The organism is Streptococcus sp. HMSC10A01 (assembly GCF_001807785.1).
In the GTDB taxonomy this organism is placed as follows: Bacteria; Bacillota; Bacilli; order Lactobacillales; family Streptococcaceae; genus Streptococcus; species Streptococcus gordonii.
The window spans coordinates 64,386-79,859 of record NZ_KV790980.1 but is presented as its reverse complement, the minus strand read 5'-3'; the positions used below and the strand labels follow the sequence as shown (position 1 = coordinate 79,859).

Here is a 15,474-nt window from a genome sequence, read left to right as displayed (position 1 = left end):
AAATTTTTAAGAAATCATAGTAAAGATCCAAAGCAATTCTTCTTTATCTTTTATTAACTTAAGAAAAAAAGCAAAGTGCATAAATATAGAGTATTTTACAGAGGTCTCAAGAATTTGTTTACAAAAAATGGTCCCATATAACAGGGACCATTTTTTATATTCTATCATGGGCATCTTTGCTCTGGTTAATCGTGATTAGAGGAGGCCTTCCCGATCAACTTGTTCAAAACTTTCTTTCCCATCATTCAGCTTATCCCAGATAACTACTTGTCCAGACTGAAGGGACTTCTGCACATCAATAATGCGCTGATTGGACGAGCCACGAAACTGCAACATAAGATTCTTCTTGGTAATGTCAAAACGGCCGTCCACCAGGATGTCAATCAAACTCAGCAGCTCCAGCTTATCCTCCGTTTCCAGCATCATCTCCTCCCAAGTATAGCCCGTCCAGGACCAGATATCCTTGTCTGGAAGCTCTCTCCGAATCCGCTTGACCAAGGGCAGGAGAATGCCTGTGTTGAGAAAAGGCTCGCCGCCTAGAAGGGTCAACCCTTGTACATAAGGTTCCGCCAAGTCTTTCATAATCTGCTCCTCCAACTCTTGGGTATAAGGAATACCAGCGTTGAAGGACCATGGTGCTGCATTGTAGCAGCCCTCACAGTGGAACATACAGCCACTGACATAGAGGGAGTTACGGACACCTTCGCCATCCACAAAGTTAAAAGCTTTATAGTCAATGATGCGACCCTTACTCAGCTCCTCGCTTTTCCATTCTTGGGGTTTGGGATTATTCATGCCACTTCTCCATCTAGCTCTATCCAGTAGCGCTCGCTTCCTTGAATGGTATTGTCATAGACGCCACCATTAGCAAGAATCGTTCGCCGGCTAGCTTCGTTTTCTTCATCGCAGGTAATCAGAGCAAAGTCCAAACCAGCTCTCTTAGCCTCTATAAGGCCCAGATGCAGTTGCTCCTGCCCATAGCCCCTGCCTCGTTCCCTCGGGCGAATCGAATAGCCAATATGCCCACCCTCAATAAAGAGTTTTTCATTTAACAAGAGACGCAATGCTAGGAAGCCCAGTGGGCGGTTTTCCTCGTCAACCGAGATAAACTGAATTGCTGGTACCCATCCTTCTGGCAGATTCCCAGCATCCTCCTGCTGTCTCACCATTTGTAACCAATCCTCATAATTCTTAGCCCGCTTCCATGTGGAGCCCACACCACCATGCATATAAGACTTCGCAGCATCAAATTCAGCAATCATCTCTAAAATAGCATCTTTATCTTCCAAAGTTGGTCGTCGTAACTTCATAGGCTTTCCTCAATCTATATCAATCCAATAACGCTCTTTCCCACCTCGAATATCCTCTAATACTCCACCGTTAGCAATAATGACTCCTCGGCTGGCAGCATTATCCCTATCGCAAGTCACTAGGACTTGTCTAATATTTTTACTTTTGGCTACTTGCAAGCCTTGTCGCAGCTGCTCTTTTGCCAGTCCTTTGCCACGCGCAGACGGACGAATACTGTAACCAATATGCCCACCTTCTTGGAGCAGATAGTCATTGAGCTGCAAACGCAAATTAAGAAAGCCCACAGCCTGACCATCCGCAGCAAAAGCCACAAGCTGAATGTAAGGTACAAAACCTTCTGGCAAACCCAGCCCGGCTTCTGCCAGCTGAATGGTTTCCAGCCAATCCTCGTAGACAAAATCAGCTCCGCCAAAGAATCCGTCACGCCGGCCACCAGTCGCTTCAAAATCTGCTAACATTTCCAAAATAGTGGCCTTATCCTCTAGTCTTGGTTTCCTTAATTCTACTTTCATTTCTCTACCATACTTTACTTCTTCTTGCTAGCCTTTGCCAGAAATTGCTCCCGCAGACTAGTCACTCGCACCTTTTTATTGCTAGCTCCTGTAGAATGCTTTTCATGAAAACGTCTTACTTGAGCCTTACCTTTATCGTCTAGTTGATATTTTCCCATTTTTTCTCCTAATGATTAATGAAAAAGAGCGATACATCACACGGATGTTCTGTATCACTCCCGCTTCTTATTTAGTTTTAATCAGATCTCATTTCCTGAAAACTTAATTGTTGAGCCATTCATATGCTTGACCCGAGCAGAAATCTCTTTGTGACGGCCATTAACCATCGGACGAGCTTGCGGATTACCTAGATAACCACAGGTCCGTTTGACCACGTCAACTGTCTTGGGATCGCTGTTACCACAGTTTGGACAGGTGAAACCACGCTCGGTCGGTGTAAAGTCTCCCTCAAAGTCACACTTGTAACAGTGGTCAATTGGCGTATTTGTCCCTAAGTAACCAACCCGGTCATAAGCATAGTCCCAGACAGCTTCCAAAGCTTTTGGATTTTGCTGCAGAACAGGGTATTCACAGTAGTGGATAAAGCCACCTGAGGCCCCCTCTTCTGGATAAATCTTCTCAAAGTCCAATTTTTCAAAAGGTGTTGGATTTTTACGTACATCGTAGTGGAAGGAGTTAGTATAGTATTCCTTATCTGTAATATCTGGAACAAGGCCAAACTTCTCAGTATCCAACCGGCAGAATCGGTCGGTCAGACTTTCAGATGGCGTCGAATAAACAGAGAAATGATAGTCATATTCGTCTGACCATTCACCAACCAAACGCTTCATTTCTTTGACAATATCCACCGTAAATTCTTTAGCTTCTGGGTTGTCTTCCCACTCTCCTCCATAAAAGGCAGTTGCAACTTCGTAAAGACCGATATAACCAAGTGAAACTGTTGCTCTGCGGTGAGTAAAGAGCTGGTCGACTTGATCATATTTGCCCAAGCGTTTACCAAAAGCACCGTATTGATACAAGATTGGAGCATTAGCAGGTGTTGCTTCCTTGGTTCGCTCTACCCGATAGACCAAAGCATCCTTAGCAATTGCCATTCGCTCAGCAAATAAGGACCAGAATTTATCCTTATCTCCTTCAGCTTCCAGTGCAATTCGAGGTAGGTTGACAGTCACAACTCCCAGATTCATACGGCCGGAATTGACTTCTTGCCCATTCTCATCCTTCCAACCTTGGAGGAAGGAACGGCAACCCATCGGCACCTTGAAAGAGCCAGTCAAATCAATGATTTTATCATAAGACAGGACATCTGGATACATCCGTTTCGTCGCACATTCCAGCGCCAGCTGTTTGATATCGTAGTTAGGACTTCCTGGCTCTAAATTAAGACCACGCTTAAGAGTGAAAATCAACTTAGGAAAGATAGCTGTCCGATGTTCACTTCCCAAGCCCTTGATACGGATGTTGAGAATTGATTTTTGAATCTCCCGTTCAAAGCGATTGGTTCCCAAACCAAATCCTAAAGAAGTGAAGGGAGTTTGTCCATTAGAGGTAAAGAGAGTGTTAATCTCATACTCTAAGGACTGCATAGCATCATAAATATCTTTTTTAGTTTTTTTCCAAGCGTAATCAGCTCTTTTATCAGCTAGCACCCAATCTTTGGCATCTCTTAAATGCTTCTCGTAATTGAGTTCTGCGTAAGGAGCCAAGACTTCATCGATTCGGTCAGCTGAACAGCCTCCATACTGACTAGAAGCTACATTGGCAATAATCTGCGAGATTTGAGCTGTCGCAGTCTGAATAGACTTAGGACTCTCGACTTCTGCATTTCCAATCTTGAAACCATTTTTTAGCATGCCCTTAAAATCAATCAAGCAGCAGTTGGTCATTGGTGTATAAGGACTATAATCCAAATCATGGTAGTGAATATCGCCCTTTTGATGGGCATTGGCCACGTGAGGAGGTAGCATCTTAAGACCGATGGACTTGCCAACAATCCCAGCAGTTAAATCCCGTTGGGTGTTAAAGACATCACTGTCTTTGTTGGCATTTTCATTGACCACTGTTTGGTCTTTATTGAGCAATTTGTCAATTGTAAAATTAATATCGGTTGCCTGAGAACGATCAAAGTCACGCTGGGTTCGATACGAGATATAGGCCTTGGCAATGGCATATTCATTAGCATTCAAAAGCTCATGCTCAACGATGTTTTGGATTTCATAAATCTTCACATCCTGAGAAAAACGATGAGTGATTTCAGCAACAATCTTCTCCGTAATTCCTTCAAGCTTGGCTTCAAGCAAGGGAGACATGGGCGTCACTTCACAGGCCGCTTTGACCAAAGCTTTATAAATCTTGTCAACGTCAAAATTCACGCGCCGGCCATCGCGTTTAACTACATAAATATTAGGAATACAGGTCTCTGTTTCTTCTCTTAAAGTAATCATTTCCTATCCTCCAATCGTACATGACTCATTATAACACTATAAAATAAAAAATCAATATCTTGTGTAATATTTTTAATTTTTTTAATTAAAACACAAGATATTGATAATATTATTTAAGCTCGTAAAGCTTGAACTGGCTAGTATCTAGGCCAATTTTCTTATAATTTGAAGATATTATTTTTTTTACTTTCCCTAGTAGAGGGACTTTTTTGTTAACCACAATATAGCGTGGTAGATTCGAATCTAGCTGATTTCCTAATAAAATCTTATTCTCTTCGGTATCTAAGTATAATTTAGGACTTAGGATGGTTGCCGCAGACAAACGGCCGGTTGATTGGTAGAGGCTAGCTGTGCTGTCCCAAGCATAGATTTTATCGTCCTTAGCCGACTCCTCACGGATATACTTGCTAACCACAGCCCTTTCTGCTTCTTCCTCACCAGCTAATAGATAGCGTTGAACAACTGGTGATGCGACTAGAAAGACCATCGCTAACACAGGTAAAAATAAATTTCCAACAAAATAATTTTTCCAAATAGAAGGAGTCCGTCTTTTTCTCGTATGACGTCCTTCTGAAAAATTCTTGTTAAACCAAATCGCCAAGAGAATCATGGCAAAAGGAATCATAGGCAATAACTGGAAATTTCCATGGCTTGGCAGAAAGATATTTACTAAGAACAGAGTTAAAATTCCTAAAACCCCCAAATATCGGAAAGGCTTTGCATTTTTATCTACTGAAGACACCAATCCCATAATCAAGGCTGTTAAGAAACCAAGACCAACAAACAGGCCGCCCATTATGAGTAAAGTAGGAAGATCGGATACTTGTAAGCCCAAACTTTCAAAGCTGTACGTCACTTGGCTAATGGCTACACCAAAAGTTCCCTTCCAAACAGTGTAATATCCCAGCGGATAAAAGACCAGTGAAAAACCAAGTAAACTAGCTAAAAATTGATAAAATCCTCGGGACAAGCGTTTACGGGCAATATGAAAAATGGTCCAAACAAGAAAAACTAAACCATAGAAGACAATACTAGTGAATGGATCCACCATGAAAGCCAAGGCTCCAATAGCTCCCAGCAAGATGAAACCATTATCCCCCACTCGATCATTGACATAGCGAGTTAAGAAATTTAGGCTCCACATAATAAAAGGAAGGACAAAAATACTTGCATACAGGCCACCAAAACCAAGAGTTATGACCAAGAGATAAAAAAGCGGAAGCAGTTGCTGCGCCAGAACCTTTTTTCCAGTCATTTGATAGATAAATTGAAAAAGGAAAATTCCAGCTATAAAGAGTGCTAAAAATTGCAGGACAGCAAAAAGAAGACTTCCCATAAAGAGATTGCCCAACCATGCTATCACATAGTACAACATGCCACTCGTACCATAAAATTGACCGTAAGCTACTTGACCCTGGGTCATTGCCCAGCCGGCATATAGATTTTGCGTCTGTAGATTTGTCGCCAATGAGGTAAATAAGGGATTGGCCACGCTGAAGAAGCTAGCTATGAAACTCCAGAATAGCAAATGCCCAAAAGGAATGCTCGCAGGCTTCAAGCTTTCTTCTCGAAGTTGTACTCCTGCTTTCTCATCTTCTGGCTGGATTTCTTGTTCTTTTTTTTCTTCTATTTTCGCTTCAAGTTGCACTTCTGCCTCTTGATTGTCGAATTCATCAAACATAATAACTCTCCTCAATATAGTCTTTACTAGTATATCAAAAAGTCTTCTGTCTGTCAGTTTTCCTTTTACACACCTCTCAAAAGATTGGCCTACTTGGCAGAATCTACTTCTAGCTTTAAGACCTGCTTGTCTTTGGTCGCTTTAGACTTTGCCAAGGTTTCTAATTCCCGAAACCTTAGGTAGATTTTTGAAAACGGCCTTTCTGCTTTTCTTTGAACAAACTCTAATTTCATGAAAAATTCCTTTTACTTTTTTATTCGTAAAAAAATGAGAAGGAAATTTGTACCCTCAATAGGGTAAAACAAATCCTTCTCATTAGGTTTATCATGATCAAAGCATTGGCGCAAAAAGCTGAACGATCTCTTTCAGAAGATTTTGGTACCAAGTAGATTTAAAGACACCGTCATGAACCTCTGTTGACACCTCAAAAATATTCTCAAAATCGGCTTTTATGTCTGCTAAAGCAGGTACTTTATATAAAAGCACAGCATTCTCATAATGATGGACCAAGCTACGGTAGTCAAAGTTTATGGTGCCTACTACTGCTAGTTCATCGTCCGCGATCACATTCTTACTATGAACAAAGCCTGGTGTGTATTCGTAAATGCGCACCCCGGCCTCTAAAAGCTCACGATAAGATCCTCGGGTAATCGGTTGAATAAGCTTCTTATCTGTAATATAAGGCGTGACAATCCGAACATCCACTCCCCGCATGGCAGCATTCTTTATATTTTCAGTTAAGTCATAGTCGATAATCAAATAAGGACTGGTGATATAGACATAGTCCGTTGCCTGGCTGATAATATTCTGGTAAACATTTTTCCCGACCTGTGTTCGGTACATAGGCTTAGGTCCGCTCCCATATGGAATATAGAGCCCCTCGCCTTCTACCGCTTTGTTTTCTAAATGATACTTATCAAAATCCGTAATTTCACCTCGGTTGATGTACCAATTCATTAGAAAAAGCCTGGTCAACGCCTTAACGGCCCGACCATCTAAGCGAATCCCGCCATCTTTCCAATGGCCGAAGCGGACAATATGATTAATGTATTCGTCAGCCATATTGATACCACCTGTGTAGCCAATCTGACCATCAATCACTAGAATTTTACGATGATCTCGGTTGTTGTAGGCCACCGTCATACGCGGGATCACCTTATTGAACTTATGTGCATTAATCCCAAAGGAACGTAAAGTTTCTGTATAATCTCCTGGTAAAGTCGCCATACAGCCAATGTCATCATAGAGAAGCTTGATTTCTACTCCTTGAGCAGCCTTTTCCTTCAAAATCTCCAGAATACTATTCCACATCTTGCCTTCTTCGATAATATAGTATTCCAGAAAGATGAATTTTTCTGCTGATTTCAGGTCTTCTAAAATAGCAGCATACATATCTTCTCCCAGAGCAAAATACTGAGACGCAGTCCCATCGTAAACATCCGCATTATGGTCCATACTAAGCAAGGACTTAACTATCCCAAAAGCTGATTTATTTTTCTTTTTCAGGTCCAATCTCAGCTCATAACTATTGTCCTCACGAAACTTCATGGAGTCCATGCTGCGCAACTGCTTCATTTCTTTCCGAGACAGCCTGCGTTCTCCAAACATGAGATAAATCAGAGGCCCTACAACTGGGATAAAAGTAACCAAAAGCCAGGTTACTTTGCTTTCAGGTGTCATAGAACGATTGACAATCGAAAAAATCGTACCAACTGTTAATAAGGTGACTACAAGAATCCATAAATCCTTATTAATTTCACCTAAATAAAAGAAAAGCCAAAATATAAAGAAGAGTTCCAATAGCATGACAATGATGCTGAAACCATATTTTGACATCAATAAGCGAAACTTTCTCACACACCCACTCCTCAATTTTCTTATATTTAAGTATAGCGGGGCCTTCTCAATAAATCAAGCAAAAACAGATTGACCTTCTGATAGAAATTAAAAAAGACTGGAGTCCCCAGTCTTGTGAAGCCTTATTGTTTAGTGAAGACAATTGTGTCATCTTGATCCTGCTCTTGATCAATATCTTCAACAGTCAGCTGATTGCCATTGATATAGTAGCGATGAACATCGTCTCCAATAATCATTCGCTGATTTGTGCTATCAATTTCGACTTGTTCGATTTCTTTCTCACCATCTCGCTCCAAGGTAGTTAAAGTTCCTTTACCAGACGAAATTGTCAGGGTCAATTGATCGCCTTCATGCGTAGCTGTATAGGTCCCGTCCAATTCTGTACTTGCAGCTGTTGTTGCTGACGAAGAAGAGGTCGAAGTCGTTGCACTACTTGAACTTGAAGCAGAAGTTGAAGTTGATGTCGAACTTGAAGACACTGAAGAATTAGCTTGACTGGCTTGAGAGGGCTGAGTTTGATTATTGCCATTGCTACAAGCTGCCAAAGCAAAAGCTACTATAGCTGTTAGGGATAAAATCGTCGCTTTTTTTGAAAAAGTCATAATCCTTCCTCCTTTAATCATAGGGGGTTTTAGAGCTGGCACAGAAGTATGTTTTGCCTACTTTTTGCTAGTTCCATCCTCATTATAACAAAGACCTTTTCCAACCGTCAATTTATCTCTCCTTTTAAAAACTGACGTACCTCCGCAATGAAATAGAGAGACCCAGTTACAAACAATAAACGATGAGGATTATCATCCTGCAAATAGTCTTTTAGAAAATTTCTATAATCCCTGATAAAGGGAAGTTGCCCTGCTTCTTGCTCGCCTATTGTTTCACCATATGAAAAACTAGTCAGAAATAAACTTGCCTGAGGTAGTTCCTCTTGCAAATAATGAAGCATTTCCGAATAATCTTTTCGCTTTAAAGCCCCAAACAAGATCAAAACTTCTTTGCCCTTTTCTTGCTTAATAAACTCGACCAAGCGCTCAACTGCAGGAAGATTATGGGCTCCATCTAAATAAATGCCATCGCAGACTTTTTCCAAACGGCCTGCCCAGCTAGTTTGAGCTAAAGCTTTTTTTACTAAACTCAGATCTAGATTCCATGACTGGCGCTCCATAAATAAAAGAAAAGCTTCCACAGCTACAGTCGCATTTTCTTCTTGGTAGGTCCCTGACAAGCCTAATTCTACATCTAGCCAAGAGAAGTCACGAGCCCGAAGTTCCTTGTTCTCGAGAGAAAAATCTTGGCCATACTCATATAAGTCGATATTCAACTCCTTTGCCCGCTCTCGACAAACTTGTCGCGCAACTTCTGGCAAAGGACCGATAACAGCAGGACTGCCTACTTTAAAAATCCCTGCTTTTTGCTCTGCAATCTCCTCAAGTGTCGTTCCCAAGGTTTCCTGATGATCAAGGCCAATCGATGTAATGACTGAGACACTTCCTGTGATGACATTCGTTGTATCTAGCAAACCACCTATCCCCACCTCAATCAAGGCTACATCCACCTCTTGCTCTGCAAAATACAAAAAGGCGATTAAACTGAGGATTTCAAAATAAGAGAGTTGATCCTGGGGCAACAGTGCGTTTTGCTCCATCTTGCGCACTTGATCACCCAACCTAGAGAAATCACTCTCCGAAATCGGCTGCCCATTTAAGCAAATCCGATCATGAACAGTCTCCATATGAGGTGAAGTAAAAGTCCCAACTTTCTTTTGATGTTGGTCAAATAAGTTTTGCAAAAAGGCTACTGTTGATCCTTTACCATTCGTTCCAGTTACATGAATCGTTGGGTAGGCTTTTTCTGGATGACCAAGCAAACGGATTGCCTGCTCCATTCTACCAAGTCCAGTCCGAAAATTTAGTCCGATTCGGCTGTCCAGCCAGTTTTCTATCTTCTCCATCTTTACTCCTAGTAAAAAGAGAGCCGAGTGAATGATCAACCAGCTCTCTTTTTTCAATTAATCATATAGCTTACGTTTGAGACTCCGAGTTAACAATAAACTATCTGTTTAACAAATTTAAGTATTCGTCCCTTTTAACCAGAACAAAATTAATCTATCCAGAACATCTAAACCAGCCTCGCTCATTGAGCGAACTGAGGCAGTCTCTAGATTTGCCTTGCTTTTTTATTTGACAAAGGCTGAAATACTCTTACTCTTCCATGAAGCTGTTGAAAACTTCTTCAATCATATTCCATTCTTCTTCAGCATCTTCTGGAATAGGCTGAAGGTCACCTTCAGTTCCATCTTCATTTTCTGTGAATGAGTATGCTTGAATTTCAACTTCACCATTTTCATCTTCTTCAGCATTAGCTGGTACAAGAAGTACATAATTTTTTCCAAATTCTTCCATACCGTCAATGGTCAAGAGAATTTCAAACAAGGTTTCATTGCCTTGCTCATCCACCAAAGTAATCAATTCGCGCTCTTCATGTTCGTGGTCATGGTTATGATCATGTGCCATATTCATCTCCCTCAATCTTTCTAATAATTTCTATCTAAATAATTCTGTAAAATCAGCTGGGCCGCTAATTTATCAATCACTTTTTTGCGTTTGTTCCGGCTAACATCTGCTTGCTCAATTAGCATTCGCTCAGCTGCCACTGTTGTTAAGCGCTCATCTTGATACTCAACCGGCAAGCCAAACAACTCTGTCACCTTAGCTCCGTAGGCCTGACTGGCTTCTACACGGGGACCGCTAGTATTATTCATATTTTTAGGAAGACCGATGACAAACTTATCAACCTTGTATTCAGCAACAAGCTCACCAAGGCGCTCAAAACCAAACTCTTCCTGATCTTCATTGATCTGGATAATTTCCAAACCCTGAGCTGTAAAGCCAAGCGGGTCACTAATAGCTACTCCCACTGTTTTAGAGCCCACATCCAATCCCATAATTCTCATTAAAGATCGATGCCCTGCCCTTTCAAATAATAACGAACCAATTCTTCAACAATTTCATCTCGTTCATATTTGCGAATCTGATTGCGAGCATTGTTATAACGAGGTACGTACGCAGGATCCCCACTGAGAACATACCCAACGATTTGATTGATTGGATTGTAGCCTTTTTCATTCAGCGATGTATAAACATCCGTCAACGTTTCGCTAATCTCTTTTTTATTTGAATCGTCGAGATTAAAACGTACTGTTTCATCTGTAAATCCCACAATTACACCCTCTTTCGTTAGAATATTATTATTATACCATATTTCAGATCTTTTCACAAATGTTACAAATCAATATCAGCCCATAAAATAAGCAAAAATGACGGTCTTCTACTATTCTTCTTTTGCGCCATTCAAAAGTTGATTTTCAACATACTGAGCTGGATTCATCTTCAGCAGTTCTTTTAGCTTTAAAGCTTTTAAATATTCTGTTTCTGCAGCCTTATCTACATCCAAGGTTTGAAAATCCAGATTAGTCACACGCTTGAGCTCATTCTCATTTAAAATCTGTAAGGACATAGAGAAACCTGGTAAATCCTTTACTTGTTGATAATGTTCATCTGCTTCCAAGGATCTATTGAGTACTGCTTGAGCTTCTTCTACACCATATTCCTTTATCGCTTGCTTTAAATCATCTGCATTTGGACTAACCTGCTCTATACTTAAACTTAAAAATTGCTCGTCTTTATAAGTCACTACCTGCTTTTGCTGTGAGCCATTCTCAGTTTTTGGAAAGACCAAGGTCTTTGTTACTACTGTGTTCTTTTCCGCATTTGAAATAATCGGCAAGGTTGTATCCAACTTATCTTCAGAAGTTGAAGCGGACGAAGCAGTATGTGATTTTTTCTGACCACAGGCCGTCAGTGCAAGTAAAACAAGGCCTAACAATAGCACTATCTTTTTCATTTTTTAGCCTCCTACGCCTATTTTACCACACTCATAACTCCTGTCAACGCTAGATTCGTAAAGTAAAAAGGGTCTGAAAACTCGCCCATTCACTACCACTAGCAAATCGGCTTGTTCAGACTCCTTTTTTCTTTATAATGGGCTATTTTATAGAGCTGCTCTCAAACGCGCCTCTGCATTTTCAACGTTACGAACAGAACGTGGAAGAAAGGCACGAATGTCATCTTCTTTATAGCCAACTTGGAGGCGTTTATCGTCAACCAAGATAGGGCTTTTCAAGATACGTGGGGTTTCCATGATAATATCAATCACTTCACTCACACTTAAATCTTCAATATCAACACCAAGACCTTTTGCATAGCGATTTTTAGAAGAGACAATGCTTGCAACGCCATTTTCAGTTTTGGTCAAAATATCTAAAATTTCTTCTTTTGTGATTCCCTCTTTACCGAGGTTTTGTTCTTTATAAGTTAATTGATGGGCATTAAGCCAGGTCTTTGCTTTCTTACAGCTTGTACAACTTGAAACTGTGTAAATTGTAATCATGTAAGGACTCCTTTCACTACCCGATACTACTATCGTAGTCTATTATACCATAAAAACCATCGGTCTTGCGACCTATTTTGGAAAAATTATTCCTCGATCTCTATAGCATCGTCTAGTTCAAGTGTTACTTCTTCAATGTTTTCAGTGATTTTCCCTGTTGTTTCAGCCGCAGTTGCTTCCCCTTCTTGATCATCTTCAATCAAGCCAAAACGGACACGGACTTGACGGTCGATTTCGTCAAAGACTTCTGGGTGATCAGCCAAATATTTCTTGGCATTTTCAGAACCTTGACCAATCTTCTCATCATTATAAGAATACCAAGCACCTGCTTTTTTGATGATATTCAAGTCTGTTGCAATCTTGATAAGTTCACCAGTTTTAGAAATTCCTTCTCCGTACATGATTTCCACGAAGGCTTCTTTAAATGGCGGAGCTACCTTGTTTTTCACGACCTTAATCTTGGTTTCCTTACCAACGTTTGTATCCTTAGCGTCACCAGTTCCTTTAATTTGAGTATTTCCACGAACATCCAAACGGACAGAAGCATAGAATTTCAAGGCACGGCCACCTGGTGTTGTTTCAGGATTTCCGAACATAACCCCAACTTTTTCGCGAAGTTGGTTGATAAAGATGGCAATTGTTTTTGTTTTGTTGATAGAAGCAGACAGTTTACGCATGGCCTGACTCATCATCCGAGCTTGCAAACCAACGTGGCTATCACCGATATCTCCATCGATTTCCGCACGTGGTACAAGAGCTGCAACCGAGTCAATGACAACTAAATCAACTGCACCAGAGTCAATCAATTTCCCTGCAATTTCCAAACCTTGCTCACCAGAATCTGGTTGAGATAGCAACAGCTCATCAATATTTACACCTAGAGCAGCCGCGTAAGATGGATCCAAAGCATGCTCTGCATCAATAAAGGCTGCAATACCACCCTCTTTTTGCGCTTGAGCAACAGCATGAAGGGCAACAGTCGTCTTACCAGAAGACTCTGGACCGTAGATTTCAATGATACGTCCCTTAGGATAACCACCGGCACCAAGGGCGATATCCAAGGCCAAAGATCCTGAGCTCATGACTTGAACCTTTTGTTCTGCTCGCTCGCCCAGGCGCATAATCGCTCCCTTACCGAAGTCCTTTTCAATGTTCTTCAGGGCGTTGTCCAAAGCCTTTTGGCGTTCGTCTCCGAATTTTTTTGTAATATCATCTAGATTCTTTTGTTTCTTTGCCATTAATTTCTCCTATTTTTTCTAAAAATATCTTTTGGCTATCTTTTGATTATACCAAAAATTAACTATTTAATAAAGTCTTTCGCACTAGGTTAAAGGCGTGCAGAACAGCGATTTTTCGTACATCTCGCCGGCTACGTCCAGCAATATTGACCTTAATCGTTTCCGTTCCTGTAGCACTAGCCAAGCCAATAAAAACAGTTCCGGCTGGATGGCCTTCTAGTGAATCTGGTCCAGCCACACCTGTCAGACTAACAGCTAAGTCGCTTTCGGTCAGCTTTCTAGCCTGCTCTGCCATTTTCCCAGCCGTAAAAGCTGAAACAACCCCATGTTCCTCCAGCTCTCCCAGCGGAATGTCCAGCATCCGGCTCTTTTCCTCCATGCTATAGGTGACGAAGCCACCTGAAAAAATAGCTGAAGCTCCAGCAAAATCTGCCAAGGTTGCTTGGAAGAGACCTGCTGTCAGACTCTCTGCTGCTGAAATCGTCTTTCCTTGACTCTTTAGCAAGTCAAAAGCCACCTGAGCCAAGGAATTGTCATCCCCATAACCATAGAAAATCTCTGACAGAGACTGGTCTTCAAAAGTCTTATGTGACAAAATTTCCTTTTCCACAGCATCAAACTTGGTGTCAGCTTCTGCCTGACTCAAGGCCTTTGTGGACAGTCGTAGCGTAACCTCCCCTGTCTTTGCATAAGGAGCAATGGTGGGGTCACTTTGCTGATCAATCATCTCTGACAAAATTGTCACTAGCTGACTCTCGCCGATACCAAAGAAGCGCAGTACCCGTGAATACAATTTCTGGCCTGTGGATAAGAGGGGAACCAACTCGTTATTGACCATGGGTTTGAGCTCGCTAGGCGGACCAGGCAGAACTACATAAGTCACCCCATCAACTTCTACTAAACCGCCAACAGCTAAACCAGTCGCATTTGGTAAAGGAGTTGACCCTTCAACCAGCTGGGCCTGACGCTCATTGTTGGGCGTTCGAGCATAATCTGGTCGGCTGGCAAAAAAACGATCCAACTTTTCCACAGCATCAGGGTCGAAACTCAACTCTCGACCTAAAAACTTAGCCAAGGTCTGCTTGGTCAAATCATCCTCTGTTGGCCCCAAGCCTCCTGTCAGAATAATCAGATTACTTCGTCCTTTTGCAATCTCTAGGATTGAGAGGAGACGACTTTCATTGTCCCCCACAGCTGTCTGAAAATAGACATCAATCCCCAGACTCGCTAGTTTTTCAGATAAAAATTGGGCATTGGTATTGACAATCTGACCCGTCAGAATCTCTGTGCCCACAGCAATAATTTCTGCTTTCATAGAACCTCCTACCTTACTATTCGGAATTGGCTTTATTTTATCACAAAAACAAGCAAAAAAGTTGATTTTCATTTTAAGAAGTTAAATAGTTTGTCAACTTGCTTGACAGACTTGTCAACATGTTGTGGAAAACTTTTGAAAAGTTATCTGTTATGGAGAATAACTGTATTGTTAGGGAAATGGTTTCATTATTTTTATAATGAAGATGAAAAAAAGGAAATCATCTAAATATTTTAATTTAAAGAAAGGAGACCATTATGAAAATTTCTCAAGTTCTCAAGGATATTCGTCAACAAAATCAACTCACTCAGGAGGCCTTGGCGGAAAGGCTCAAAGTTTCCCGCTCCGCCATTGCCCGCTGGGAAAGCGAAAAAGGTATCCCCGATATTGGAAATCTCATTGCTATCAGTCGGGAGTTTAATATCAGCCTTGACACACTCATCAAGGAGGATGGGCGCTTAGAGAAAAAGGTCATCGAAGACAGTAAGGCTAAGAAATGGCATTATTTAGTCATCCTCTACATTTTTTCCATCTTGGTTTATATTGGTGTCTTTGCTTACTTCCACCATATCTTTATGGCTGGCTTCCACATCTCCACCCTTTTTATGCTTTTCTACGAGCTTCACATCTTTATCAAGGAAAAGATTTGGATGCAGAAGGAAGAATGAGG

At 41.2% G+C, this 15,474-nt stretch carries 18 protein-coding genes; 1 reads left to right on the top strand and 17 read right to left on the bottom strand.

Features of this window, described 5'->3' with window-relative positions:
* Positions 1-195: 195 nt before the first annotated feature.
* The 17 genes from nrdG to HMPREF3108_RS06970 all read right to left on the bottom strand — a co-directional run bounded on the left by nrdG (position 196) and on the right by HMPREF3108_RS06970 (position 14,804).
* The gene (nrdG, locus tag HMPREF3108_RS07040; protein ID WP_070494082.1) at positions 196-795 is read right to left on the bottom strand and encodes an anaerobic ribonucleoside-triphosphate reductase activating protein; all 600 of its coding nucleotides are present in this window, start codon (positions 793-795) and stop codon (positions 196-198) included.
* Complete coding sequence (locus HMPREF3108_RS07035) at positions 792-1,310, bottom strand: GNAT family N-acetyltransferase (RefSeq protein ID WP_045634779.1); 519 nt, start codon at positions 1,308-1,310, stop codon at positions 792-794. Before HMPREF3108_RS07035 ends, nrdG begins: the two co-directional genes overlap by 4 nt.
* Before the next feature lie 9 nt (positions 1,311-1,319).
* Positions 1,320-1,823 carry a GNAT family N-acetyltransferase gene (locus tag HMPREF3108_RS07030; RefSeq protein WP_045634778.1) on the bottom strand — a complete coding sequence of 168 codons (504 nt, stop codon included), beginning with the start codon at positions 1,821-1,823 and terminating at the stop codon, positions 1,320-1,322.
* Positions 1,824-1,837: 14 nt separating this feature from the next.
* The gene (locus tag HMPREF3108_RS10845) at positions 1,838-1,981 is read right to left on the bottom strand and encodes a hypothetical protein (protein ID WP_045634777.1); all 144 of its coding nucleotides are present in this window, start codon (positions 1,979-1,981) and stop codon (positions 1,838-1,840) included.
* A gap of 81 nt (positions 1,982-2,062) precedes the next feature.
* Positions 2,063-4,267: an anaerobic ribonucleoside-triphosphate reductase gene (nrdD, locus tag HMPREF3108_RS07025; RefSeq protein WP_045634776.1), complete on the bottom strand. Its 2,205-nt coding sequence runs from the start codon at positions 4,265-4,267 to the stop codon at positions 2,063-2,065.
* 109 nt (positions 4,268-4,376) lie between these two features.
* Entirely contained in the window at positions 4,377-5,948 is a 1,572-nt protein-coding gene (locus HMPREF3108_RS07020; RefSeq protein ID WP_048809603.1) for a competence-induced protein Ccs4, read from the bottom strand.
* 89 nt (positions 5,949-6,037) lie between these two features.
* On the bottom strand, positions 6,038-6,181 hold the full coding sequence (locus HMPREF3108_RS10840) for a hypothetical protein (protein WP_012131008.1): 144 nt from the start codon (positions 6,179-6,181) through the stop codon (positions 6,038-6,040).
* 97 nt (positions 6,182-6,278) lie between these two features.
* Positions 6,279-7,784 carry a cardiolipin synthase gene (gene cls / locus HMPREF3108_RS07015; RefSeq protein ID WP_045634775.1) on the bottom strand — a complete coding sequence of 502 codons (1,506 nt, stop codon included), beginning with the start codon at positions 7,782-7,784 and terminating at the stop codon, positions 6,279-6,281.
* A 143-nt stretch (positions 7,785-7,927) separates the two neighbouring features.
* A complete protein-coding gene (locus HMPREF3108_RS07010) occupies positions 7,928-8,407 on the bottom strand; it encodes an SP_0198 family lipoprotein (protein ID WP_012131010.1) in 480 nt (159 codons plus the stop codon).
* 107 nt (positions 8,408-8,514) lie between these two features.
* The gene (locus HMPREF3108_RS07005; RefSeq protein ID WP_045634774.1) at positions 8,515-9,753 is read right to left on the bottom strand and encodes a bifunctional folylpolyglutamate synthase/dihydrofolate synthase; all 1,239 of its coding nucleotides are present in this window, start codon (positions 9,751-9,753) and stop codon (positions 8,515-8,517) included.
* A 250-nt stretch (positions 9,754-10,003) separates the two neighbouring features.
* A complete protein-coding gene (locus HMPREF3108_RS07000) occupies positions 10,004-10,315 on the bottom strand; it encodes a DUF1292 domain-containing protein (protein WP_008809966.1) in 312 nt (103 codons plus the stop codon).
* 20 nt (positions 10,316-10,335) lie between these two features.
* Complete coding sequence (gene ruvX / locus HMPREF3108_RS06995; RefSeq protein ID WP_012131012.1) at positions 10,336-10,755, bottom strand: Holliday junction resolvase RuvX; 420 nt, start codon at positions 10,753-10,755, stop codon at positions 10,336-10,338.
* Complete coding sequence (locus tag HMPREF3108_RS06990; RefSeq protein WP_008809968.1) at positions 10,755-11,021, bottom strand: IreB family regulatory phosphoprotein; 267 nt, start codon at positions 11,019-11,021, stop codon at positions 10,755-10,757. The genes ruvX and HMPREF3108_RS06990 overlap by 1 nt, the downstream gene beginning before the upstream one ends.
* A 111-nt stretch (positions 11,022-11,132) precedes the next feature.
* A complete protein-coding gene (locus HMPREF3108_RS06985) occupies positions 11,133-11,705 on the bottom strand; it encodes an SP0191 family lipoprotein (protein ID WP_045634773.1) in 573 nt (190 codons plus the stop codon).
* Positions 11,706-11,852: 147 nt separating this feature from the next.
* Positions 11,853-12,251, bottom strand: a complete 399-nt coding sequence (spx, locus tag HMPREF3108_RS06980; RefSeq protein ID WP_008809970.1) for a transcriptional regulator Spx — start codon at positions 12,249-12,251, stop codon at positions 11,853-11,855.
* Between the two features lie 86 nt (positions 12,252-12,337).
* Positions 12,338-13,489, bottom strand: coding sequence for a recombinase RecA (recA, locus tag HMPREF3108_RS06975; protein ID WP_012131014.1), 1,152 nt, complete (start codon positions 13,487-13,489; stop codon positions 12,338-12,340).
* 58 nt (positions 13,490-13,547) lie between these two features.
* The gene (locus HMPREF3108_RS06970) at positions 13,548-14,804 is read right to left on the bottom strand and encodes a competence/damage-inducible protein A (protein WP_070494080.1); all 1,257 of its coding nucleotides are present in this window, start codon (positions 14,802-14,804) and stop codon (positions 13,548-13,550) included.
* A gap of 257 nt (positions 14,805-15,061) precedes the next feature.
* Between HMPREF3108_RS06970 and HMPREF3108_RS06965 the strand changes: the two genes are divergently transcribed.
* The gene (locus HMPREF3108_RS06965; RefSeq protein ID WP_070494077.1) at positions 15,062-15,472 is read left to right on the top strand and encodes a helix-turn-helix domain-containing protein; all 411 of its coding nucleotides are present in this window, start codon (positions 15,062-15,064) and stop codon (positions 15,470-15,472) included.
* The last annotated feature ends 2 nt before the right edge of the window (positions 15,473-15,474 follow it).